General features: G+C 68.3%; 16 protein-coding genes and 6 pseudogenes. 12 read left to right on the forward strand and 10 right to left on the reverse strand.

What is annotated here, in order from left to right; translation table 11 throughout:
- Positions 1–159 precede the first annotated feature (159 nt).
- Positions 160–1722: a flavin-containing monooxygenase gene (locus OG522_RS39700; protein ID WP_329468333.1), complete on the forward strand. Its 1563-nt coding sequence runs from the start codon at positions 160–162 to the stop codon at positions 1720–1722.
- A 31-nt stretch (positions 1723–1753) separates the two neighbouring features.
- Here OG522_RS39700 and OG522_RS39705 read toward each other — a convergent pair.
- The 3 genes and pseudogenes from OG522_RS39705 to OG522_RS39715 all read right to left on the reverse strand — a co-directional run.
- Positions 1754–2149, reverse strand: a pseudogene (locus tag OG522_RS39705) (transposase); the annotation flags it as partial.
- Entirely contained in the window at positions 2095–2223 is a 129-nt protein-coding gene (locus tag OG522_RS39710) for a hypothetical protein (RefSeq protein WP_329468334.1), read from the reverse strand. The pseudogene OG522_RS39705 and the gene OG522_RS39710, both read right to left, overlap by 55 nt.
- 450 nt (positions 2224–2673) lie before the next feature.
- Positions 2674–4082, reverse strand: a pseudogene (locus OG522_RS39715) (phytoene desaturase family protein); the annotation flags it as partial.
- Between the two features lie 935 nt (positions 4083–5017).
- Here OG522_RS39715 and OG522_RS39720 point away from each other — a divergent pair.
- From OG522_RS39720 to OG522_RS39735, 4 genes and pseudogenes are all read left to right on the forward strand, one after another.
- Positions 5018–6172, forward strand: a complete 1155-nt coding sequence (locus OG522_RS39720) for an ice-binding family protein (RefSeq protein ID WP_329468336.1) — start codon at positions 5018–5020, stop codon at positions 6170–6172.
- A 369-nt stretch (positions 6173–6541) separates the two neighbouring features.
- Entirely contained in the window at positions 6542–7072 is a 531-nt protein-coding gene (locus tag OG522_RS39725; RefSeq protein WP_329468337.1) for a DUF5819 family protein, read from the forward strand.
- Positions 7073–7151: 79 nt separating this feature from the next.
- Complete coding sequence (locus tag OG522_RS39730) at positions 7152–8207, forward strand: HTTM domain-containing protein (RefSeq protein WP_329468642.1); 1056 nt, start codon at positions 7152–7154, stop codon at positions 8205–8207.
- Between the two features lie 564 nt (positions 8208–8771).
- Positions 8772–9063: pseudogene (locus OG522_RS39735) on the forward strand (IS5/IS1182 family transposase); the annotation flags it as partial.
- Positions 9064–9148: 85 nt separating this feature from the next.
- Here the strand turns inward: OG522_RS39735 and OG522_RS39740 are convergent.
- From OG522_RS39740 to OG522_RS41465, 4 genes and pseudogenes are all read right to left on the reverse strand, one after another.
- Positions 9149–10069 (reverse strand): carboxylesterase family protein, encoded by a 921-nt coding sequence (locus OG522_RS39740; RefSeq protein ID WP_329468338.1) that lies wholly within the window; start codon positions 10067–10069, stop codon positions 9149–9151.
- Positions 10070–10112: 43 nt separating this feature from the next.
- Complete coding sequence (locus tag OG522_RS39745; RefSeq protein ID WP_329468340.1) at positions 10113–11054, reverse strand: helix-turn-helix domain-containing protein; 942 nt, start codon at positions 11052–11054, stop codon at positions 10113–10115.
- A 347-nt stretch (positions 11055–11401) separates the two neighbouring features.
- A pseudogene (locus tag OG522_RS39750) lies at positions 11402–11506 on the reverse strand (GNAT family N-acetyltransferase); the annotation flags it as partial.
- A gap of 2 nt (positions 11507–11508) precedes the next feature.
- Positions 11509–11678 (reverse strand): annotated as a pseudogene (locus OG522_RS41465) (IS630 family transposase); the annotation flags it as partial.
- Between the two features lie 484 nt (positions 11679–12162).
- Between OG522_RS41465 and OG522_RS39755 the strand changes: the two are divergent.
- The 4 genes from OG522_RS39755 to OG522_RS39770 all read left to right on the forward strand — a co-directional run bounded on the left by OG522_RS39755 (position 12163) and on the right by OG522_RS39770 (position 17673).
- The gene (locus OG522_RS39755) at positions 12163–13077 is read left to right on the forward strand and encodes a hypothetical protein (RefSeq protein ID WP_329468341.1); all 915 of its coding nucleotides are present in this window, start codon (positions 12163–12165) and stop codon (positions 13075–13077) included.
- Between the two features lie 597 nt (positions 13078–13674).
- Positions 13675–13803 (forward strand): hypothetical protein, encoded by a 129-nt coding sequence (locus OG522_RS39760; protein WP_329468343.1) that lies wholly within the window; start codon positions 13675–13677, stop codon positions 13801–13803.
- Between the two features lie 1411 nt (positions 13804–15214).
- Entirely contained in the window at positions 15215–16318 is a 1104-nt protein-coding gene (locus OG522_RS39765; protein WP_329468345.1) for a hypothetical protein, read from the forward strand.
- A complete protein-coding gene (locus OG522_RS39770) occupies positions 16315–17673 on the forward strand; it encodes a replicative DNA helicase (RefSeq protein ID WP_329468346.1) in 1359 nt (452 codons plus the stop codon). The genes OG522_RS39765 and OG522_RS39770 overlap by 4 nt, the downstream gene beginning before the upstream one ends.
- Positions 17674–17830: 157 nt before the next feature.
- Here OG522_RS39770 and OG522_RS39775 read toward each other — a convergent pair.
- The 3 genes and pseudogenes from OG522_RS39775 to OG522_RS39785 form a co-directional block, all read right to left on the reverse strand.
- A pseudogene (locus OG522_RS39775) lies at positions 17831–18781 on the reverse strand (transposase); the annotation flags it as partial.
- A gap of 204 nt (positions 18782–18985) precedes the next feature.
- Entirely contained in the window at positions 18986–19288 is a 303-nt protein-coding gene (locus tag OG522_RS39780; RefSeq protein ID WP_329468347.1) for a hypothetical protein, read from the reverse strand.
- A gap of 113 nt (positions 19289–19401) precedes the next feature.
- Entirely contained in the window at positions 19402–19548 is a 147-nt protein-coding gene (locus OG522_RS39785; protein ID WP_329468348.1) for a hypothetical protein, read from the reverse strand.
- A gap of 1013 nt (positions 19549–20561) precedes the next feature.
- Here OG522_RS39785 and OG522_RS39790 point away from each other — a divergent pair.
- From OG522_RS39790 to OG522_RS39800, 3 genes are all read left to right on the forward strand, one after another.
- Complete coding sequence (locus tag OG522_RS39790; protein ID WP_329468349.1) at positions 20562–20966, forward strand: hypothetical protein; 405 nt, start codon at positions 20562–20564, stop codon at positions 20964–20966.
- Positions 20967–21470: 504 nt separating this feature from the next.
- A complete protein-coding gene (locus tag OG522_RS39795) occupies positions 21471–21668 on the forward strand; it encodes a DUF5988 family protein (RefSeq protein WP_329468643.1) in 198 nt (65 codons plus the stop codon).
- A gap of 123 nt (positions 21669–21791) precedes the next feature.
- Positions 21792–23108, forward strand: coding sequence for a beta-ketoacyl synthase N-terminal-like domain-containing protein (locus OG522_RS39800; RefSeq protein WP_329468350.1), 1317 nt, complete (start codon positions 21792–21794; stop codon positions 23106–23108).
- The last annotated feature ends 76 nt before the right edge of the window (positions 23109–23184 follow it).

The raw sequence follows: 23184 nt of genomic DNA on the forward strand, positions 1-23184 counted from the left end.
GGGCTCAAACACCTTGTCGGATACGCCTGTTGCCGTTGGTCAACCAAATGAGTGGCGTACGCCGAGATCTTGGCGGTCCGTATCCCCGCCTCCCGCACACTGGTGCTGTCACCGGCCCCATGGAGGGTGGTGCGTGGTCCCGCTGCCCCTGGAGTATCCGTGTCACTTGTGCCTGAGCCGCCGTGCGATGCCCGAGCGGGCAGGGACGTGCAGGTGCTGGTGGTCGGTGCGGGGTTCTCCGGTATCGGTGCGGCCATCCGGTTGCGCCAGGAAGGTGTACGTGACCTTCTGGTGCTGGAGAAGGCTCCGCACATCGGGGGCACCTGGCGGGAGAACACCTATCCGGGGTGTGCGTGCGATGTGCCGTCCTCGCTGTATTCCTACTCGTTCGCCCCGAACCCGGACTGGAGCAGGACCTTTGCCGGGCAGCGGGAGATCCACGGCTATCTGCGGGTGACCGCCGACCGGTACGGAGTCGGGGACGTATTGCGGTGCGGTGTCCAGGTCCTGCGGGCCTGGTGGGACGGGGCGCGCTGGCAGCTGGAAACCACCGACGGCGCCTACAGCGCCAAGGCGTTGGTCCTGGCCACCGGGCCGTGGCACGAGCCGCGGCGGCTCGACGTGCCGGGGCTCGGCGAGTTCCCCGGACCCGTGTTCCATACCGCCGAATGGGACCATTCCGTGGACCTCACCGGCCGGCGCGTGGCTGTGGTCGGCAGTGGTGCCTCCGCCGTTCAGATCATCCCCGCCATCCAGGCCCAGGCGGCGGCGGTGCACCTCTTCCAGCGCACCGCCCAGTGGCTGCTGCCCAGACCCGACCTGCCGGTTCCCCCCGCTCTGCACTGGTGTCTGGCTCATCTTCCCGGCGTGCAACGCACCATCCGGGCCTGCCAGTACGGGCTGCAGGAGGGGTTCGGCTACGCCTTCCGCCACCCGCGGCTCGTCGGCCCGGTACAGGCCGCGGCCCGCGCCCATCTGCGCCTCGCGGTCCGTGACCGGGCGCTGCGCCAGGCGCTGACGCCCGATTACCGGCTGGGCTGCAAACGCCTGCTGACGTCGAGCACGTTCTACCCGGCGCTGACCCAGCCGCACGTCCATCTTCACCCCACCGCCGTCAGCGCGGTCCGCGGCAGGAGTGTCATCGGTGCCGACGGCACCGGCACCGAGGCCGACGTGCTGATCACCGCCACGGGCTTCCGCATCGGCGAGCTGCCGCTCGCCCGGAGCGTGCACGGCGTGAACGCCGGGACGCTGCACGAGACGTGGGACGAGGACGGACCCCAGGCCTACCTCGGCACCAGCATCAGCGGGTTTCCCAACCTCTTCCTCCTCCTGGGCCCCAACCTCCTGGCCGGCTCCACCTCCGCCATCAGCGTCCTCGAAGCCCAACTCACCTACCTGTGCGCCGCGTTGAAGCACCTCCGGCTCGGCGGCTACACCTCCATGGATGTGCGGCCGGCCGCCCAGGCCGCGTACAACACCTCGGTGCAGGAGGCGCTCAGGACCACCGTGTACAACGTGGGCGGCTGCTCCAGCTACTACTTCACCCCCAGCGGGCGGAACACCTTCTGCTGGCCCTGGTCCACCGGCCGGCTCGTCCGTCGGCTCAGCCGCTTCGACGCCAGCGCCTACACCTGCCACGCACCCGCCACCCCGGTGCCGGTGCCCCGGGCGGCCGCGGACGACAGCTGTCCGGCGGACGAGGAAGGAATCACCGCATGACGCGGGGGCGGCGCCCACGGCCGCAGCGATACACGTTCGCGCCGTAGACCTCGGCCAGGCGCGAGGAGATCCCGCCGTGCGTGAGACCCTTCGCGGACAGCGACAGGACCATCTCGTCGACGCCGGCCTGACGGCGCTGCCGCTTCTTGACGATGGCCGGCTCGAAGGAACCGTCCCGGTCCCGCGGCACGTCGATCTCGACCGGCCCGATGTCGGTCAGCACCGTCTTGGAGCGGGTGCCGTTGCGGGAGTTGCCGCCGTCCTTGCCCGCCGGGTCGTGCTTGTCGCAGCCGAGATGGCCGGTGATCCCGCCCTCCAGGGCGGACTCCAGCACCGTCTTGGTCAGCTGCTGCAGCAGCCCGCCCTCACCGGTCAGCTGCAGACCCTTACTCCGGGCCTGCGCGACGAGCTGGCGATGAGCTTCTGCTCGACCGTCGCGGCATCCAACGACGGTCCCGCCTGGTCATCGACGGTCACGGACTCGGTCACGGTGTCAGTCACTTGATGTCTCTTCCATGATCATCAATTACACCGGTGAGCGTACAGATCCCCGAGGTCGCTGGGAGTGTTCCTGACGAATACGAAGGCGCGGTGTGGGAGGGTCACGGTGGACATGCTCGGGTAACTGGCCGGCCTCGCACTGGAGTGGGCCGGGTCGGCCACGGGCTATCCAGGTGGGCCGTCATCAGATGACGGCCCACCTTGTGGGATCGAGCGGCAGATGTTCAGCTCGGGGAGGGCGGGGGCATCGCTCGTAGCGGCCCGGGGCACCTACCGCACGTGGACGGAGGCCGCGCAACCGTCTGATTGAACTCGGCCGCAAGGTCAACGGCGCCGTGGGCTGGAACCCGAGGTCCGAGCAGGTCCCCAATGGCCTGGGCGGCACGAGCGAGGAGCGCCTCTACGTGCGCGAGTCCTGGGAGCGCTCCTGAACCTGCCAGGTCGGGCGGCCCCCAGGTGGCGCAGTGCTGATGCCGCCGCCCCGGCGCCGCACATGCCGTGCACCCCAGGGCCGGGTGGGGTGGCCGCTGAGCACAGGAACACTCCGGGCAGGCCAGTGGCATAGGGGTCCAGCGCCGGGCGGGCGCCCAGGAGGAGCTGGGAAACTGTCTTCGCTCCGGTGAGGATGTCGCCGCCGGTGAAGTTGGGGTTGGCCGCTTCGAAGTCGGCGGGGTGGGTGATGTGTCGGCCCACGATTCGCTCGTGTACGCCGGGGGCGAAGCGTTCGAGCTGCCGGAGGATCGCCTCCGTGGCGTCCCCGTCGTAGCCGTGCGGGACATGGGCGTACGCCCAGACGGGGTGGACGTCGCCCACCGACCGGGAGGGGTCGGCAAGGTACTGCTGGCCGACCAGGACGAAGGGCCGCTCGGGCATCCGGCCCTGCGTCACGTCCCGTTCCGTCCGGGCCACTTCGGCGAGCGGCCCACCGAGGTGCACGGTCCCGGCCCGTCGTGCCCGCTCGTCCCTCCAAGGCACGCCGCCCTCGACGGCCAGGTCCACCTTGAAGGCGCCAGGGCCACGGCGGAAGCGCCGGTACGCGCCCGTCACGCGGGCGGGCAGCCTGTCGCCGTAGAGGGCGGCGACCTGGCCGGGGTCGAGGACGAGCAGAGTCACGTCAGCGGGCGGGATCTGCCGCCGGGTGGTGATCCGCACGCCGGTCTCGATCGTGCCGCCGGCGGCGAGGAGAGCCGCGGCCATGCTGCGGGCGATGGACTGCGAGCCGCCCTCGGCGACGGCCCACCCGGCGGCGTGGCCGGAGGTGAGGATGCCGAGCCCGATCGCCGAGACGAGCGGGTCCCAGAACGGCCGGAACGCGTGCGCCGCCACCCCGGCCCACAGAGCCTGGGCCTGCGGGGTCCGGAAGAGGCTCGCGAGGACCGCGGGAGGCAGCACGGCCGGGAGGCCGAACCGGGCGAGCAGCAGTGGGTGCGCCGGGATCCGCAGCAGCGGACCCATCACGTCGTGCGCGAGGGCGTCCCAGCGCCGCACCAAGGGCTCCACGAGGGCCCGGTAGCGGCGGCCGTCCGGGCCAAGCCCGGCGGCGGTCTCCGTGACGGAGCGCAGCAGGACCCGGCCGTCCCGTCGTCCAGCGGGTGCACACAGTCGATCTCCGGCAGCCGCCAGCGCAGCCCGTGGCGTTCGAGGCCGAGGGCCCGGAGCGCGGGCGAGGTGACGGCCATGGGGTGGATGGCCGAACAGTGGTCGTGCAGCAGGCCGGGCAGGATCGCCTCGTGGCTGCGCGTGCCGCCGCCGACCTCGTCGGCGGCCTCCAGCAGCGTGACGTCCAGGCCATCCCGCGCGAGGAGGGCCGCGGCGGCGAGCCCGTTGGGCCCTCCACCGACGACGACCGCGGTCGTCATGACGCCAACACCGCGGGCGTAACGCCGGGCGCCGAGCGCACCGCATGACGAGACACGGCGCCGCACATGGGATAGTCCGGGCCATCGGTGGGCCCGGGCTGCCGGGTCACCATGTCGCGCACCGTGACGTGGCCTTGTTCGAGCACGCAGGGCGGCGTCGTGGATCTCATACGCCACAGTCTGGCGGTGGATGGGCTGCCCTTCCAAATGATCACTGACGTCTGCCGTGCTCTTATTCCTCGGTGCTTCCATGCGCCGAGGGCCTTGGTGCGTCAGGGCGATCCTTGCCGTTGGCCTAGTCAACGGATCGGGCCGTCACCGAAAGACGGGTGCGGCTGTGGTGAAGTCCTCTTCGCGGTACCTGGATTGCGGGGAAGTACCGCTCCGGTGACGCGCAGAGGTCGGTCCCCCTCCCTGGTCTCATGCAAAGCCTTCGTGGTCTTCTCGCGGTGTTCCTTCCGCTCCGCCAGTTACGGCTCTCCTCCGGAGAGAATCGCGGAGCTGCTCATTTTCTCAACACGCCGGTGAGGCGTCGGGGGTCGGATGAGGGCGGTCTCGGCCGAGGGGCTGCGGATGCATGAATTTCATTGCTGCCTGGGCTGACCTGGGAAGTGACGTCACCGTGTCGGCTGTTTCGACTAAGCAGGTACGACCATTCGGCCTATTAAAAATTTTCTGAGCATTTGTGATCGGCTCGCCAGGTTGGGCGAAACCACGCGTATGAGTTACAAGTTGAGGCATGCGTCTGCGTAATATTCCAGCGGCAGAGACAGGCGATTCCGTGTGACCGAGAACCGCCAAATACGTCTCCATCCCCCCTCACAGGAGCTGGCCCTTCGATGACGCTCAATATCCCTGTCGCGCCTCTGCGGCGCACTTTGTCGGTATGGACCGCGGCGCTACTTGCCGTGGTGATCTCCGCTGTCGTAGTCGCTGTGTCGCCGACACAGGCAAGTGCCCTCGCCACGTTTGTAGATCTGGGCAGGGCGGACAGCTTCGCGGTACTGGCCGGTTCGGCAACCACCAATACCGGCCCCTCGGTGATCACCGGAGATGTCGGAGTGTCGCCGGGAACGTCCATCAGCGGATACGGGCCGCCCGCCGTGGTGAACGGGACCCAGCACTCTGCGGACACTGTCGCTCAGGACGCCCAGACCGACCTGATCACGGCGTACAACGACGCTGCCGGGCAGCCCTCCGACGGGGCACTTCCCCCGGACGCCGGTGGCCTGACGCTGGTTCCGGGCGTCTACACCGCCTCCTCCACTCTCGGACTCACCGGCACCCTCACCCTGGATGCCCAGGGGAACCCCAACGCCGTCTGGGTCTTCCAGATCGGTTCGGGCCTGACGACGGCGTCCAGCAGCCGCGTATCCCTCATCAACGGCGCCTCACCGTGCAATGTGTTCTGGAAGATCGGCAGTTCGGCCACCCTCGGCACCAGCACCGCCTTCGTGGGCAACATCCTGGCCATGACCTCGATCACCGCCACCACGAGCGCGACCATCGAGGGACGAGCGCTGGCCCGTAACGGTGCCGTGACGCTGGACACCAACACAATCACCCGGCCGCAGTGCGCGGCCGGAACTACCGGTGCGACGACGTCCGGCACCACCGGCGCCACCACGTCCGGAACTACCGGCGCGACGACGGCCGGAACTACCGGTGCCACCACGTCCGGAACTACCGGCGCGACGACGGCCGGAACTACCGGTGCCACGACGGCCGGAACTACCGGTGCCACCACGTCCGGAACTACCGGCGCGACGACGTCCGGAACTACCGGTGCCACCACGGCCGGCACCACCGGCGCGACGACGTCCGGCACCACCGGCGCCACCACGTCCGGAACTACCGGTGCCACCACGTCCGGCACCACCGGCGCGACGACGTCCGGCACCACCGGCGCGACGACGTCCGGAACTACCGGCGCCACCACGGCCGGAACTACCGGTGCCACCACGGCCGGCACCACCGGCGCCACCACGTCCGGGACCACCGGGGGGAACGGCTATGGCTGCAAACCCGACCACAACGATTACGGCGACGAGTACGGCCAGGACGACAGCTACGGCTGTGATCCTGCCTAGCATGCGCAACCCACTCCGGCGGGGTGAGTGCTCGGACGCAACCACTCACGTGCGCGAGTAGGACAGGCGGCGTGCGGCGCGGATCGTCATCGATTCCGCCGCACGCCGCAAGCGGAAGCTCAGGAGAACCAGGTGAGAGAAGTCGGGACGGAAGGACCGGATGGGGCCGTGCAGGGTGGCATTGCGTCAGCAGACGCTGACGAATCGGACCAGGCGGGCGCTAGGCCGACCGTACAGAGGGGGGACGGGAGACCGACTGCGTTCCAAGCATCTTCAGAGCCACCCGTCGCCCTGAAGGCCGGAGTACAAGTCGCCGTGGTCCTGTGCCTGGCAGCGGCCCTGGTACATGTGCTCCTGGTATTCCTGCAAGTGGCACCACCGAATCCCCTCTCCCGGCAGTACAGCCGGCAGGTCAACGCCTGGGTCTTCCCGTTGTTCGAGCAGAACTGGCGGCTCTTCGCCCCGGACCCGGAGTCGGTCAACCGGCAGATTTCGGCGCGGACCATGCACACCGCCCCGGACGGCACCGCCCACGTCAGTGGCTGGTTCGACCTGACCGCCGTCGACACATCTGCAGTGAAACACGACCCCTTCCCCAGCCACACAGCACAGAACATGCTGCGCCGGGCCTGGACTTCCTACCTCGAAACACACGGCGGCGACGACCATCCGCACTCACAACGCGCTCTGATGATCCAGCAATACCTGCGCAACATCGCAGCCGATCGCCTCACCGCCCATCGCCACGGCACATTCGAGTCCATCCAACTGCGCGTGATCACCCTGCCCATCGCCGCGCCGCCCACAGCGGGCGGCCCCGGTCCCGGCACGGCCGCACCACGGCCCACCGACACCCGTTACCTGCCCTGGTGGAAGGTGGCCCGCCATGCAACAGGCTGAGCAGACATCGGCCCCGGCAACCCCGCCGTCGCAGCCCGGACACGGCACCGAACGGGCGAGCGCACACACACCGCAGCACATGCCGGCCCGTGTCGCTGCGCTCCTCACGCTCCTGCTGGAGCAGCCGATCTCCCTGTACGCCGCGGCGGTTCTACGCATCGGGTACGGATTCCTCTACTTCGCCTTCCTGCTACGCGAGTTTCCCCACCGCGACGAGATCTGGGGTCCCGGCTCACCGTGGACGCCGACACTGGCCAAACAGCTCTTCGACCAGACCGGGTGGGCCAGCATCCTCACCCTGTCCGACAGCCGCGCCTACTTCGAAGTCTGCTACACGGCAGCCCTCGTCACCTGCGCACTGTTCATGCTGGGCTGGCGGACCAGAGCGGTGTCCGTGCTCTTCGCGGTCGTAGTGACGTCGTTCCACGCCAGGGCGATCTTCATGACGGACGGAGGGGACACCCTCATCCTCCTCATGGCCCTCTACCTCGTCTTCACCGCATGCGGCCGACGCTGCTCCCTCGACGCGCGCAGAACCCGGCTCCGAGCATCCGCCGACAAGACTCCCCGGCTTCCGCTGGACCAGCCATCCGGCGAGCTGCGACGCCACTTCCGTGACGCGCGCCTGACAGTGGTCACCGTGCTGCACAACTGCGGCATGCTCGTCATCGCCGCCCAGGTCTGCTTCCTCTACGGATCCGCGGGCCTGTACAAGGTGCAGGGTGCCTCCTGGGGCAACGGCACCGCCCTCCATTACGCCCTGCACCTCGACCTGTTCCAGCCCTGGCCCGAGCTCTCCGCCATGGCGGACGAACACGACGTACTGATCGCCATCGCCTGCTGCCTGACGGTGCTGTTGCAGGTGGCCTTCCCGTTCGTCCTGTTCGGCAGGCTCAAGTACCCCGTCCTGACGATGCTGTTGGGCATGCACCTGGGTATCGCGGTGTTCCTGGGCCTGCCGCTCTTCTCCGGCGCCATGATCGTCGCGGACACCGTGTTCCTTCCGGACCGCTTCTACCGGTACTTGGGGCAGCTGTCGCGGCGAGTTGTCCCGTGGGCCGACGTCAGGGAGGCACAGACTCCGACTCCCGCAGAGGCTGCACTGGTACCTCCGCAGTCGGGACATACCGGCTGAGGCCGACACTTGGTGCCGCTGCACGACCGGAAATCTAACTCGCTGGCCGCTCGGTGCATCACGGCTTTCAGCCCTCGTCAGGGCCGCAGATGCCTTCGGCGTCGCCCTCCGGGCTGCCGGACCGGGTAGAGCACCGTGGTTGGGTGCCAGGTCCGGCAGCCCCACCCGTCCAGCGCGCAGACCTGCCTTCTGTCCCGGTCTGTTGGCCGGCCGCAAGCCCGAACGGCGGCGCCCTGGCTCAGTGGATGTTGCTGCCTGACTTCGACGGCCCCTGGTCTCTGAGGGGAAACCAGTGGCCGTCTGCCATGGCAGTCGGTCACCGCGGCCGAACGCGTTGTGGTCCCCCAGCTTGAGCCGAGGAAAGCAGCCGCGGAACCACAGGACACCGGTGCACGCGTGCCAACCCCAATAGCGCCTGTCACCGGCCGAGGTCACGGCACCAGTAACCACCCACGCTCCCCCAGTGAGGTTCCCCCGGTGTGTGGGAGGTGTTGACTAGCCTCGCCGCTTCGCTCGGGCTGCCTCGGCACCGACGGCCTGACGGCTGCTCGCCGACGTTGCGATCTGATTCCGCACGACCTGCCGCCGGGCGGCGCGGTGAGGTACTACTTCACCGAGCGGCGCGACGGCGGCATCGGCCACGCCATTCACGACCTGCTGCGCTGGCAGGTGTGGGAGAAGGCGAGGCGGAAGGCGGACCCGAGCCTGGCGGTGCTCGACCCGCAGAGCGTGCACGCGGCGGCCGGGGTCCCGGCTGAGTCGACGGGGCGTGATGCGGCAAGAAACACCGGGCCGCAAGCACGGCCTGGCCGTTGACGTGTTGGGCCTGGTGATCGCGGTGGTGGTGCTCGAAGCTCGCTGCTGAATGGGGAAGTGGCCCCCGCTGTCGGCGGGGGCCACGATGAGATGGGTGAGGCGAACGGCGGTTGGGCCGCCTGGGGTCAGCTGGTGGCGGGGTGGCCGTCCCACCATTCGCGTTCGCTCTCGCGTGGGTCCTCAACGACCTGGTTGGTGGTGGCGTTGTTGTTGCGGGCGTAGGTCATGACGGGGCGTTTGGTGGTGTCGTAGGCGTCCCAGGAGACCTGTCCTGTCTTGGCGAAGTCGGCCCAGGCTTGGTGGAGGGGGCTGTGGCCAGGGCCTGGGGCGGGTTCGGGCCGGTGAGCTTCTGGCTGTCGGGCAGGGCGAGGGTGTCCCAGGCGAAGGGCAGGTCGACGCTGTGGCAGGAGCCGATCTTGACCTGCAGGTTGTTGGGGGTGACCGGGGAGCGCCAGCCGAATTCGTACAGGTGGGTGGGGGCGGCGGCGTCGGTGGCGCGGGCTTCGCCGATGCGGTAGGTGGGGATACGGAACATGCGGTCGCTCAGCAGCGCGCATGCCACTCCGGAGGCGGCGTCGCGGGGGTAGGCGTTGGTGCCGCCCCTTCTTGTATTCGTCCCAGGATCCGGCGGGGACGCTGTATGCCTTCAGGTGCTTGTCGTACAGGACGGGAAGGTTCCAGCCCACCAGGACGGTGGTGACGATGAAGAGGCGGAACTCCTCGGTAGTGGTGCCCATCAGCAGCGGGACGTTGCTGCCCGCGCCGTCGGCGATGGCGTCGATGGGACACCGGGGCAGCACGTCGCCGTCGACGACGGGCATGAAGGCCAGGCCGCAGGAGGCCATGGTGCTCGGGCCGTACTTGCCCGAGGCCGGGCTTTGGCTTACGTCGGCGCTGATGATGTTCTGTGCTTTGAGCAGTTCTTCGGGGTCGACGCCGGCCAGGGCCTCTGCGGTGGCCTCGACCCCGAGTTCGTCGGCGACGGCCTTGAGGACCTTGCCTGCGTTGGCGGGGGTCTGACCGAGGTGGGCGGTGCCGCTCTGCACGATCGCCTTGTCGCTCCGCCCCAGGTCAGAACATCCCTGTCCCTCACCGAACCCCGGACGAAGAACTGGAGAGCATGTTGGGCGCAACTCCCTCGGTGAGGCCGTCAGAGTACTCAGGGGTGGCTTGCAGGTCGATGTGTGACTTGGTGGCGTCGGTGATGAAGTCGTGGGTGCTGTCTGGGCTGAGGGCTCGGGCCTGGAGGTGGTCGTACATCATGGCGTACTGCTGTACGGCAGACTGTCTTTCCAGGTAAAGGTCGCTGGTGAAGCGTTCCAGGTACACCACCCCTGTCTGCGGGCTGTCGGCGAACCGCAGGATGGAGAACTGTCCTGAGAGGCCCGGGTGGGCGCCCACCGTGTAGGGGAGGACTCGCACGGTGATGTGCGGCTCGGCACCGAGTGCATTCAGATGCTCCAACTGCTCACGCATGACGTCGGGACCGCCGACGACACGGCGCAGTGCCGATTCCTCCAGGACGACCCACAGACGCAGCGGGGAGGTGGGGTGGTAGATCCGGTGCTGACGGCGCAGCAGCACCTTGAGGCGTCTGGCGGCCTGTTCGGCAGTGACCGGGGGAATCGTTTCCTCGATGACGGCACTGGCGTAGGCAGGGGTCTGCAGCAGACTGGGGATCACCATGGGCTCGTAGGCATGGATCGAGGCGGCGTCCGTCTCGAGGCCGATATGGACGCTGTGGGGGTGCTCGCCGTAGGCGCTCCACCATCCCTGCTTTCCCGACTCCTGGGCCATGTGCATCAGGGAGTCGACGACCTGCTGGTCCGTCACCCCGTAGATGGCGCAGAGGTCGCGTACATCGCGGGGGCTGATGGCACGGCGACCGTTCTCCATATGGCTGATCTTGGGCTGAGAGACCATGAGCCGCTCGGCCACTTCCGTGCTCTTCAGCCCGCTGTCCTGGCGGAGGCGGCGCAGTTCGGCCCCCAGACGGCGTCTCCTCACTGTGGGATTGATGATCACCGTCATGCGCGGGTTTCCTCCGGATCCACGTCGTTGTCAGATCCGAAGGCTGCCATGGGACACGACTTGTCGATCATGTGCCATGCCGTCGTGCGCGCGGACCGGTGAAACGGACTGTGACGTTGTCATTTTCCTTTCCTGTGTCGGCATGCCGACTATTCGTGCCGCTGCGTCCCGGGGGCGTGCTCTGAGGGGTGCCGGAGGTGAGGAATTCGCCGGGGAGGCCGCTGGCGCAGGCGATCACCACGCCAGGGCAGAGGCGACGGCACACACGGAACGCGGGGCGTCCAGCGGCTGCTGCAAGCCAGTCACCATGCAGGCGAAGCCGGTGCCCCACCCACCGGCACACCGCGTCACCCCGAAGGAATGCGAAACTCGAATTCGGGACGGTCCCACGGCACGGCGGGCGGGTTCACAAACGCGGTCCCGGTCCGCACCGCACCAACGCGGTGGTAGAAGCCCTTCCCCGATCAGCCGACCGATCAAAATACGGAGGACCGCTGACCCGCAGCGCGGCAGCGATCTCGCTGTTCCTCTGCCTGCCCTCGAAGCGTTCCACGGCCTGCAGCCGGACCCGCTCCCTCGCGCCCTCCCGGCGTCGGTCAGCCCGCCGCCCTGTGCGTATCTCACGCCCAAGGGCTACCGGAACGGACCCGGCACCGCCAGGCGAACGGATCCGACATCACCCAATCAAGTTCAGTAGTTCGGATCGCGTACGGGTGCTGGTGCCCCGTGCCCCGGAGGCCGGGGCGCATGTGCATCGACCACCATCACCCGGATGGCGCACACCCAGACCAACACCGGCAGCGTTTATGGAATATGACAACAGCAGAGCTCCCCGCCTCCTTCTGCAGGCCTGCAGGGGCAGGAAGGCGGGGAGGCAGTATTCGCTCCGGTGTCACCAGGATCGGCAAGGAGACTTCCACTCCACGCTTAACCGACCGCAGCGAGACCCGGAACGCGACGTGGGGACACGAGAGCCTGGAAGTCGATCTGAGCTACCCCTCCTCGATCTTCGAGGAGTTCCTCCATGCGATGAGCGTGATCCAGTTCGAGTGCGGCAGACGGCCGGGCAGGACGGCACCCTCCGCACCGGCTGTCCGCGAGTGCTTGGGTGGCAGCTCCCGTGTATGAGCCGTACGGATACCCGTACTTCCACGGCCCCCACCCCCAGCCGGAGACCTCCGCCTTCTGGGCCCTGCCAGAGCAGCTACAGCACGTCTCGCCAGGGCACATGCTCGGGCCGCCCGGCGAGGCACATCAGCCATGGGATCCGGCCATGGAACTCGCCGGCCTTCTCCAGGAGAGCGCCGTACTGGGGCCGCCGGAGCCCTTCATGCCGGCCGGTTTCGAGAACATCGGTGACACGGCCAGTACGCTGGGCTTCGCCGCAGGGCTGCAGCACGCCCCTGCCGGGCGTTCGCCCGCACCACCCTCCCACGGCCACAGACGGAACCAGTCGAAGTCGCCGGTGATGACCCTGCTGCAGACGGGCAGTCTGTTCACCGCCGCGCTCGTCGCCGTCATCGCCGCTGTGGTGAGCATCCTCAGCGGGTTGGCCATCTGCAACGCCCTGCGCCACAGCGCCGCGCCCCACACGGCCCGTGAAGTGGTCATCTGGTGGCCCCTGCTGATCTACGGCCCATGGACGGTCGCCTCCCTGTCCATCCTCAGATCCGCCCTGCACCAGCGCCGGGCCCTCCATTCCTGGTCCATTGTCCTGCTGTTCTCCAGCCTGGCCACGCTCCTGTGCGTGGCCCAGACACCCAGAACGATCGCTGCCGCGACTGCGTCCGCTCTTCCCGCCGTCGCGGCGCTGGCCTGCTTCCAGCAGCTGGTCCGCCAGATCACCCTCACGCGACCGCCCCGCCAAGCCGCTCCACGACACCGGAACCCGACGCCCTCCGTGGCCGCGCAGCTCAGGCAGACGCCCGCGGCCAGACGTAGCCCGGACAGTGTCCCGGCGGCCTACCCCGCCGCGGACAGCTGGGTGGTCCGCTCTCCGTCGCACAGCCACAGGTTCGGGTAGGGCGCATGAGTGTCGTAGGTGTAAGGCAGTGCCACCTGCGCAGGTCCACGCAGCGCACAGAGGTTGGGGCCACGGGGTCCGGTTGCCGCACCAGCCAGCGGGACGTCGGGGCGGCGCTCGATGTCTCGGTGCGCCCGACAAGGGCCGCCGAGCCGTCACAGCGGGGCCGGGGACGCTGTCGGACGACGACACGGCAGCGGGTCTCACATCGGAGGCGACCGCAGAGGACGAAGCCGGTAGCAGCCGACGGTAACTCCTTGGTCAACCCGGTCCTTCCCACACGTCAAAGGGGCGCGTGCCCGCACCTTTGCAACGAAGATCGAAACCGATAGTCACGGCCCGTGTGAAGACTCAGTCCGACGGTCTACGCATCCGAAAGTTCATGCCCGGCAACGGGGTTCGCGCCGTCGGCACCCGCGGCGTGCGGGGCGCCGGAGTGATAATAAGCGCCGCGGCGCCCTTGGGGACTGTCGCGAGCAGTGCTGGCGCACCGCCAAGAGTTCCGCCGCCGACCTGTCGCCGCGCCGCGCTGCCGAAACTGAACACGCAACGCTTTCCGGCGCCCCATCCCCGCGCCTGCCTCGAAAGGTCAGCACCATGAAGTACAAGCGGCGCCAGGATGCCGCTCCCCAGGCCGGCGAGGAAGCCGTCACCAACCTCCAGCCGGCGCTCGCGCTCGCCGAGGCCATCGCCCCAAGGGTCCATGGTCTGCGGTACCAACGGTGAAAGCCCCATGCCCTGGGGCTCAGCCAGCTCGTGGCCGGTGCCCTCATTCCCCCGCGGCACCAGCCGTCCACTGCCCGGCACCGCCGGGCGCACGACCGCCGTGCCCGCTCCGAGGACGCCGCAGACCCGTCGACGCCCCTGTACGCACAGCTGGCCGCGGCCGACCCCGGATCCGGCGCCACCCAGGTGCCGACCGGACCCGGGCGGCGCCGGATCCGGCCGAGCGCACGATCCATCGGGATTCGCGTGACCTCGTGGACGATGCCGGCCACCACAACGGGCGGCCGGCGTACGGGGTGTACGACCTCTGCGGCAACGCGTGGGAGCGGTGTGCCACCGAGAGTGCTCCTGGGTGCCGGGAGCCGAGGGGCGCCGCATTCACGGCTCCGCTCTTTCGCGTCGCCCCTGCCTCGTGCAACGACGTGGATGACCGCAGGCAGGACGAGGGCACGGGGTTCCGCTGTGGGTCAACCCGTCCGGGCAGCCGTGCAGGTGATATGTCGTCATAAGCCTCCCCGCCGACTCGTCTTGACATGTATTTTCTGAGCGACAAGAGGGGTAACGATGACCGAGCCATCGGCCGTAGTGGACCTGCCGCTGCACGCATTCTGCACCGCCTTGCCGCCACCAGCGATGTGGGGGCGGTTCGGAAAGGCTCACGGCCTCATCCACACGGTGGCCCGGTGGGAAACGGGTGGAGCAGAGCTTCGGGGCCAGCGTCGCGAGGCGTACGCCCGGCTCCTTGCGGAACTGTCCGCTCAGTACCCTGAAGCCCTCGTAGCCTCTGTCGGGAAGAGTCTAGAGATACCGCCGTAAGCGCGCGGAGCGGTCTCCGTCGCCACAACAGAGACCGCTCCCCAGCGATCGACTCGCAGAGCCTTCCAAGAACCCGAGTCGTGAGCAGCGAGGTGACCTCGACTGCGGTGATACCCGTGAACCTTGGGTTCGCGTGGTCACCTACCCCAGGATAGGGAACCTCGTCAGGATAGCCAGCACAGGACATATTTTGCCCTGCATGTCTGGTGACGTCTCTGCTTTCGGCTCCCCTGCCAGGGGAGACCCACCACATGCAGCACCAGCCGTACCTCCGCCGTCGGCTTCCAGCCGATGCGGCTCTGAACTTTCCGCACCGAAGCGGCACACCGGTCCTCGATTTCACACTTGTAGCAGGTGTGACCACCTTCTCGGCCTTCAACACCCCGGCCTCCTGGCCCACCGGCGCCCCGGGCCCGCCCAGCCGGACCCCTTCGCGGATTCCTGGCCGCCCCGCGGAAGCGCAGTCGCCGGCGGAGGCCCACTCATCTCTGCTGACATGTCTTCTGGGGCGGGCACGGCAGACAACTACACGCCCTGGCACGCCTCCAGCAGCACAGCTCGGGATCCCGCTGGCCGCCGTGAGTGGTGGTGCCCGGTGACTGACGAGTTCGGGAACAGCTGTCTGGATCGCCCCTGGGAGGCCCCGGAGGAGGTGATCCTTCGGTGTGAGTTGGTGCGAACGCCGGGATTGCAGCCGGAGGATCTCGGCGTGCTGGCGGAGCTTCTGCTCCGGGACCCTCAGCTCCCCTCGACCATAGAGGTGATCCGCAAGGACCTCCAAGCGCGGGGCTGGAAGATGGGCAAGGACCGGTATAGCGCGATCGCGGGCCGACTGACCAAGGCCGGCCACCTCGCCCGAGTCTCCGTGTACGACGAGGTTGCCCAGCGTCCTACCTGGGTCACTCGCGTCTACCGCAACCCGGCCAACAACCAGCAGTACATCGATCTCGGCATCACCGCATCCTCGCAGGTCAGCACCGAACGGCGGGAAACCCGCGACCCGGAGCCGGAGCCCGGACACGAACCGTTGGAAACCCGCCTTTCGTGTGGGCAGAGCCGGAATGCGGGTTTCCCGCGATCCGGATCCAGATCGCGGGAAACCCGCGATCTGGAAACCCGCGTTTCGCCTGGGCAGAGCCGGGATGCGGGAAACCCGCGATCCGATGTCCACCCCCCGCACCCCCCGGGGGAGGAGGAATCCTCCTCCCCCTACCCCCTTAGCCGCACCACGGGGTCGCTGCTGTCACAGCGGGAGGAGGCGCCGGAGTTCTCCTTTGAGGAGATCCGGTCCGCCGAGGACTTCCTGCAGCAGATGCAGCAGTGGCAGGCAGGGCTGGCGACTGCGCGCAAGAGCGCTCCGAAGCTGCTGCTGACGATGCGAGCACAGAGCTGGCCGGCGCTGACGACCATGGACGAATGCCAGCGCCGGAAACTGGAGGACGAGATTTTCAAGAACACCACAGGCGCTGCCTCGTGGGTGAAGTGCCTGCCCTTGTGGGTGGCGGACCTGCGCCGCTACCGTGCTCTTGGCCCGGCGCCGTCCGCGCAGCCGGGGCCGGCGCCGCAGGACCTCGCTGTGCTGCGGGCGGTCTGCCCAGCGTGCGACCAGTACGGCTGGGCCGTGGACGACGACGATGCGCCGATGCGCCGCTGTACCCACCCGGGCATCAACGCCGACACCCTCGAAGAGCTGCAATGAGCACCCCCGGTGTGGGCATCCCCGCGCAGCAGCCCGACGGAGCCAGGGTCGCGAGCACCGAGGCCGAAACGGCCGTGCTCGGTGCGTGCCTGACGGCTACACCGGCCTGTGACCCGGTTGCGGCCGCCGCATCGGTCTTAAGTGACAGCGGTGACTGGTTTCACCCCCACCACGAGACGATCTGGCGGGCGATTTTGGCTCTGCACGGCCGGAGCAAACCCACCGGCGTGCCGATGGTTGAGGCGGAGCTGCGCCGCAGCGGCGACCTGGAACGGATCGGTGGAGCCCTCCGGCTGTCAGAGATCGCCGCGCAGGCGTGCACTTCCGTCGAGGCAGCGCACTACGCCGAACTCGTCCACGGTTACGCCCGTCTGCGCCGCTACCAGCAGGCCCTGGTACGCGGCATGCAGACGGCCCGTCAGGCCGGCCCCGCCGCCGTCACGGACTCGATCGCCGCACACCAGGCCGAGCTGGAGCACCTTGCCGCCGACCAGAGCGGCGACGACGGGCTCTTCGAACGGTTCGGCGACGGCCTCAAGCAGCACCTGGAAAGCCTGGAGACCACCGTCGAGGCGGCTGCCGTCACCGGACTCACCGACCTCGACCAGGCCCTCAGGATGCGACCGGGGAACGTCGTTGTGGTGGCCGGGCGGCCGGCCATGGGTAAGTCGGCGATAACGCTGGGCGTCGCGCTGGCCAACGCCCATTCCGGCAGGACCACCATCGTGCATAGCCTGGAGATGGGCCGCGGCGAGGTCACCAACCGGGTGCTCTCCAACCGGGCCCGCGTCAGCCTGCACCAACTCATGGAGGGCGGGCCAGCCGTCACCGACAACGACTGGAGACGCATCGCCCCGCGCCTACCCCACCTCTCGGCGCTGCCGCTGTGGATGGACTACACCCCCCGCGTCACCCCGGGCCTGGTCCGCACCCGCATCAAGGCCCTGATCCGGCAGACAGGTCAAGTGCCCCTGGTCGTCGTCGACTACGTCCAGCTCATGTACACCGACCAGCGCACCACCCGGCAGAGCGCCTATGAGCGCGTCAGCGAAGTCAGCCGCGAATTGAAGATCATTGCCGAGGAGACCGGCGCGGTCATCATCTGCTGCGCCCAGCTCAATCGCGGCCCCGAACACCGGGACGGCAAGAAGCCGCAGGTGTCCGACCTGCGTGACTCCGGGCAGCTGGAGCAGGATGCGAGCGGCATCATCCTGCTGCACCGCGAGGACGCATACGACCCCGACAGCCCCCGCGCGGGGGAGAGCGATCTCATCCTCGCCAAGAACCGCAACGGCCCCACCTGTTCGATCACCGTCGCGCACCAGTTCCACTACTCCCGCCTGCGGGACATGTGAGGGCCCCGAGGTTTCCGGTGTGGGGTCTCATGACCCGTGTCCTAAGCTTGACGTTTATCCAGTCGTGCTGGTTATGAGGTGAGTGGCTCAAGGTCCGGTTTGCCTTGTTTCCCGACGGGGTGCACGTGTGCACGGTGCCTGTTCTTCAGACCGGTTGGTCGACCTGAAGGCGGATGACAGTGCCTTCAATGACCGGTAACTCTCCTTTGGGGTAGTCGGCCCAGGCCGAGCGCCGGACCAGTAGCGGGTGCAGCCGGTCCCAGGCGGTGGCGACGGCCATCCCGTAATGGGTGGTGTCGGTCACTGTGGTGATGGACGGGGCCGGCTGAGTGGCTGCACCTTCGAACGCGAACTCCGCCCCGCGCTTGGGCTTGCGGCCGACCTTGCCCGGCGGCTGCGGCTGCGGCGGGGGCGGGAAGTACAGGACACGGTCCGACCGCATCCGCCCCAGCATCTCAACGGGCACGTCTGCCAGCAGGAAAGCCAGGCGGGTCACGTCGTAGCCGGCATCAGCGACGACCAGGACGGGCGGATCCCCGATCTGCCACTGGCCCGCGACATACAGCCGCTGGAACACCTCACGGATCTGGGCGGCGGTGACGGCGATCGCGTCGTCCCACGGACACAGCCGGACCACGTCCAGCACGGCAGTCCACGAGGTCCGTCCCTGCTCCAGAGCGGCCACGAAAGAGTAGGGCCACCCGGGGATCATCTGTGCCGAGCCCCTCCCACGGCCGTAGGTGTGACAGAACATCCGGTCCGGGCTGGTATTCGCATCCGGACGCAGCCAGTTGCTCACATCGACCGCCAGGACCAGCTGCCCCTCTGCCGTCCGTGGAAGCGGCAGTCCCGCCAGTGCCCTACGCAGCCGGGACACATCGAGTTGCCCCCGGTTCACCCCGCCGTACAACGCACCATGCCCACGCCGGTACTCGGGCGCCAGGGACAGCTCGACCAACGTCCTCACCGGGCCGTCCGTGCAGAGCAAGGCGTCACTCAGCTCGAACAAAGCGTCGCGCCGTCCAGTCAGACACGCATACAACTCCGTCCGGAAGGAAGCGGGTTCGGCAAACGCATCCCGCGGGGCATCCCGCTGCAGCAGACTCATGGCTACGGCCTTCGTACTGGTCAAGTGCCTCTGTGACAGAGCACGAGGCCCCTCAATGACCCGCAGCAACGAACTGGACGTGTAGGTTCTCAGGCCGGAACGGAGGCTTTGCTGGTGATCCCCCTTTCTCGTCTCGTTCGGGGTGGGACGGGCAGGGCAGGCGAATTGGTTTGGACGCCGTTGTGTGCCTGTCCCGGGGCGGATCTACAGCGCGAAGTCGCTGTGGCTGGTCCAACTGACGGGGTTGTGCCAGAGGTCGGCCTTCGCGGCGGCCCAGTCCATCTGCCATCCGGGCCTAAGCCCGCGTGCTCCCCAGCTGTCCGGCTGCTTGTCGGGGATCTCAAGTCCAGCCGTGTGCGCGGCGAGCGCGGCCTCGTACACCTCGTGCGCACGGCGCAGGGCCGCGGCCGGGGAGTCAGCGACGCCAGCGAAGACGTGCAGGCCGCGCCGGGCTGGTTCGGTGGTGTTGTGTATCGGGACGTCGACCACATAGATGCGCGGCTGCATGACGTCCAGCTCCTCTCGTGATTTCGGTGGTGAGGACTACCGCGACAACCCAGGCCTCCGGCGATCGGGCAGGCCAGGGCGCACGGAGCGTCCGTCACACCGGTGAGGTCAGGTCAGAACTCCAGATGGATCGTGATCCAGCGCCGGAGATCACCAGCGCTGGTGTGGACGGTGCTGCGGTGCGCGATGAGGCTGGCCGATGTCCCCGCCGCCCCGACGGATGCGGTCGTGACGGCGATCAACAGGCGCGTCCCGCTCACTGCGCATACGGGGCTGTCCGTTCGGTGAGCGCCCTGGCACTCAGGCTCCCGGCTCCGCTTCGAACCAGTTGGGGAGCTGCTCCGGATCCGCCTCGTGGGCGGGAGGCGGCGAAACCACCGCATCTTCGGAAGGCGGTGGCCTGTCCGGCTGCTCGGGTGCTGTCGGCGCGATCACGCGCAACGGAGCCGAGAGCGGGAACACGCTCCGATGTCGTGGGAAGGCAGGTCTTCGGTGAAAGGCTCATCGAGCTCACGCCCCGCGACAGCCGACGCCAGCTGACAGATCTCGCGGCAGCTCACCCCAGCGGCCGACCCGTAGCCGACGCACGACGGTTGGCAGCCGTGGCCCGGAGAGGATGGACGGCCCACCGGTTGGATACAACCCGTTATCCAGCAAATTGACATATGACCGCAACAGCGGACAAAGGACTACCACTCGGATGGCGTAGTCCGGCGTGATGGGGGTTGCGCATACATAAGGTCCTCCGCCATGGGCGGCCTTGACGGTGTTCGCGCCGCACATTCAGTCGTGGCCCGGCTGCAGTTGCGGTCCGGCTCGCGCGCGGCGACTGGCGCAGGGATCGCCCGATGCCGTCCACCGCGGCCCAGTGCCAGTCGGACCGTGGTGCGCGACGCGCGGCTCCGTCACCGCCTGCGCGTTGCGAACGGTGCGCGAAAGTTGTCGCAGCGGGCTCTGTGCCTGTTATGAGGGTGTCTGTAGTTGCACCTGCGGCGTGGGGGGCGTGCCAGTGCACCCGATCGGGTGATGTGGGGGAGTCGCCCCTAGAGATGCCGCCCAGCTTGGGTGCTTACTGATGCACGAACCGGCGGGTCGCCCATCCCATCTCGGGGAACCTTCTTGCGACCCGTTCCGTTCGTCATTCCCAGCAGGTGAAGTGCCAGACGATCAGGGCGAGTTCCAGTTCCCACAGCAGCTTCTGGACAGAGCGGGGATCCGCTCCCGTCGGCCGCCCTTGAAATCAGGCCCGTTCATCACCTCCAGGGAGTTCATCATGAACCGTTCCCGCCTTGCCGCGGCTACCGTAACCGCCGCCATGGCGGCGGCCGCCGCCGTGGGCTTCGCCCCACTTGCCGTGGCGGCTCCCGCCGTGGCCCCCTCGGCCTGTGTCAGCGACCTGCAGACCGCCCAGACCTCCAACAACGCGGCGATCGCTGCCGACCAGGTCAACAACACATCGGCCGCCCGCACCGCCAACCTGTCCACCGCCACCTCGCTCGTATCGGCGATCGGCGACTGCGTAGGGCAGCCGCCGGTGGTAGGGGCCAACGTCCTCACCGCCTCCGCGAGCAACGCGGTCGCGCTCGTGTACAACCTGCTGGGCGCCTCGTCATCGGCCCTGGGGGCCGAGCAGGCGACCGCATCGGCGCTCACCCAGGCGCTGGCCGTCGCGACCTGACGGCTCGTAGGAAGGCACCCCTGAGCGGGGTTGCCTGCCCTTCCACCCCGGCGACGGCCGGACTCGGCCGTCGCCGGACCACCGCGTCTCCCTTACGGGTGACGCGCAGGCCGCCACCCGTCTTCTCCGCGTAGCCGGCGGCGGGTGGCGAGCCCGGGCGGCGGAAGGCCGACCCGGGCGACGTGACGAGAGGCCGCTCGCGTCGGCAGAGGCGCCGGGGGCCACGTGTCCCGGCCCGGCAGGCGACCGGTGGCGACACCGGCGCCGCCCTTCGCCCTCCCCTCACAGGGCGCGGTCCGCAGGCGTAGTGCAGGACATTCGGCCTCGTATCGAGTCATGGCTCCTTTCCACACATGACGAGGTCACTATGCTGCTGGTTTCCCAATTTTTGCGGTCCCTGTGCAGGACCTATCTCCTGGTCTCCCGGTGCCTGATTCCCAGGCGTGACTTCTTCCGACCCGATGAAGGAACTGAACCTCGACACAGGAGCTGGATATGTCGGAAATGATAAGCGTGATGCTTACCGGAGGGCCGGACTGGGCTCCCGCCGTCTGGAGCGTGAAGTCCGTCGAAGGTGAGCCGAAGGTCAAAATCCTGTGCGGGAATGCCTACGAGCATTTCGAGTTCTCGGGCTTCTACCCCGTCGAAGGTGAGCAGAGGCCGCTATACCGCTGGTGCTGCCGTACCTACGTGGCCGAATAGGCCGGTGCGCCGGTCCGGCAGATCAACGGGCCACGCTGCGGCACGGTGACCCATCATAGCCGCCCTTGACCGATCCTGAAGGGGAATCTCGATGAAGAATCCATTCTCACCCGCGGGTGACTCGTGACCAGGCGGACCGGGGGACGAGGGCGAGACGCCGTAGTCACCGGAATCGGACTGTGCCTTCCAGGCATCGAGTCCCCGGTCTTCACTGCCGACGAACTTTGGCAGGTGGCCAGCAATGGAATGTCATGCCTTGTCAAAAAGGGCGTGTACTACGGCAGCGTGAACCTGTCGAACAAATCGTTCGAGGAACGAGTGGTCGGTATTCCTGACTTCTTCTCCCGCCATTACACGGACGCCCACCGCTTCGGGCTGGTATCGCTCGTACAGGCGTGTGCGGACGCGGGCCTCGATGTGCACCGCGATCTCCAGGAGGCCGCCGTCCTCGTCGGCCGCGGGGGAGTGGACGCCAACATCGACAGCTATCTCGCCGTCCTCAGGGCCGACCCCGCGACCCTCCCCGTTGCCGAGGCGATGGAGATGTTCGTCGCGGCGGAGCAGTCCGTCACCCCCTCGGACGTGGCCCTGGTCCAAGGCGCGCTCACACGGTCCAAAGGCGCCAACTTCACTGTTTCGTGCGGCTGTGCCTCCTCCGCCCTCCAGATCGGCAACGCCCAGCGCATGATCGCCGCCGGTGAGGCCGACATCGCCGTGGTGACCGGGGTGGACGTCTTCAGCCTCCCCCTCATCCACAACATCCAGCGTCTGCTGAGCGGAGCCCAGCAGACGTACGACGCCATGCGGTCCCAGGACATGCCCGCCCTCGTGCCGTCATTCGAGTCCTTGATGCGTCCGTACGACCGGCGCGCCGACTGCATCAACCACGGCGAAGGGTCCGCGACCATCGTCATGGAGAGCCGCCAACACGCCTTCGCACGGGGCGGCCGCGTCTACGGCCAGGTCCTCTCGCAGGCCACCACCCGGGACGGGCTCGCCAATCCGCTGGCTTGCGACGACACCGGACAGGCGCTGGTGTCGGCGGTGCGGCGGTGCCTCGGCGACACCTGGGAGATCGACCAGGTGCCCTACGTCCATGGCGGCAGCGACGGCAACGTGGTGGTCACGACGTTCGAGGCCAACGCGATCAGGGAACTGTACGGCCCCGCGTCCCGCGATCTGCTCATGTCCTCCCAGGAAGGCTGCTTCGGCCACAACGGCGCACCCGCGGGCTGCCTCGGAGTGGCCCTGACCCTGCTGATGATGAACCACGGCCAGGTGTGTCCCACGGCCAACTGCGAGGAGCCTGCGGACAACCTCACCTTCGACCCGGTTCCTGGGACGGCCACGCGGCCCCTCGACTTCGACTACGCCTTCACCTTCAACTACCAGGTCGGCGGACTGAAGAGCGCCATCCTGCTGGGGAGTGCCGACGTCTGAGTCCCTCCTCCGCCCGCTCGACTGAGCTGTTCGCGGGCCGTCGCCGACCCGAAGCCGACGGCGTCCCGCGGGAGCA

Origin of the sequence: Streptomyces sp. NBC_01431, assembly GCF_036231355.1 — a bacterium.
Classification (GTDB): domain Bacteria; phylum Actinomycetota; class Actinomycetes; order Streptomycetales; family Streptomycetaceae; genus Streptomyces.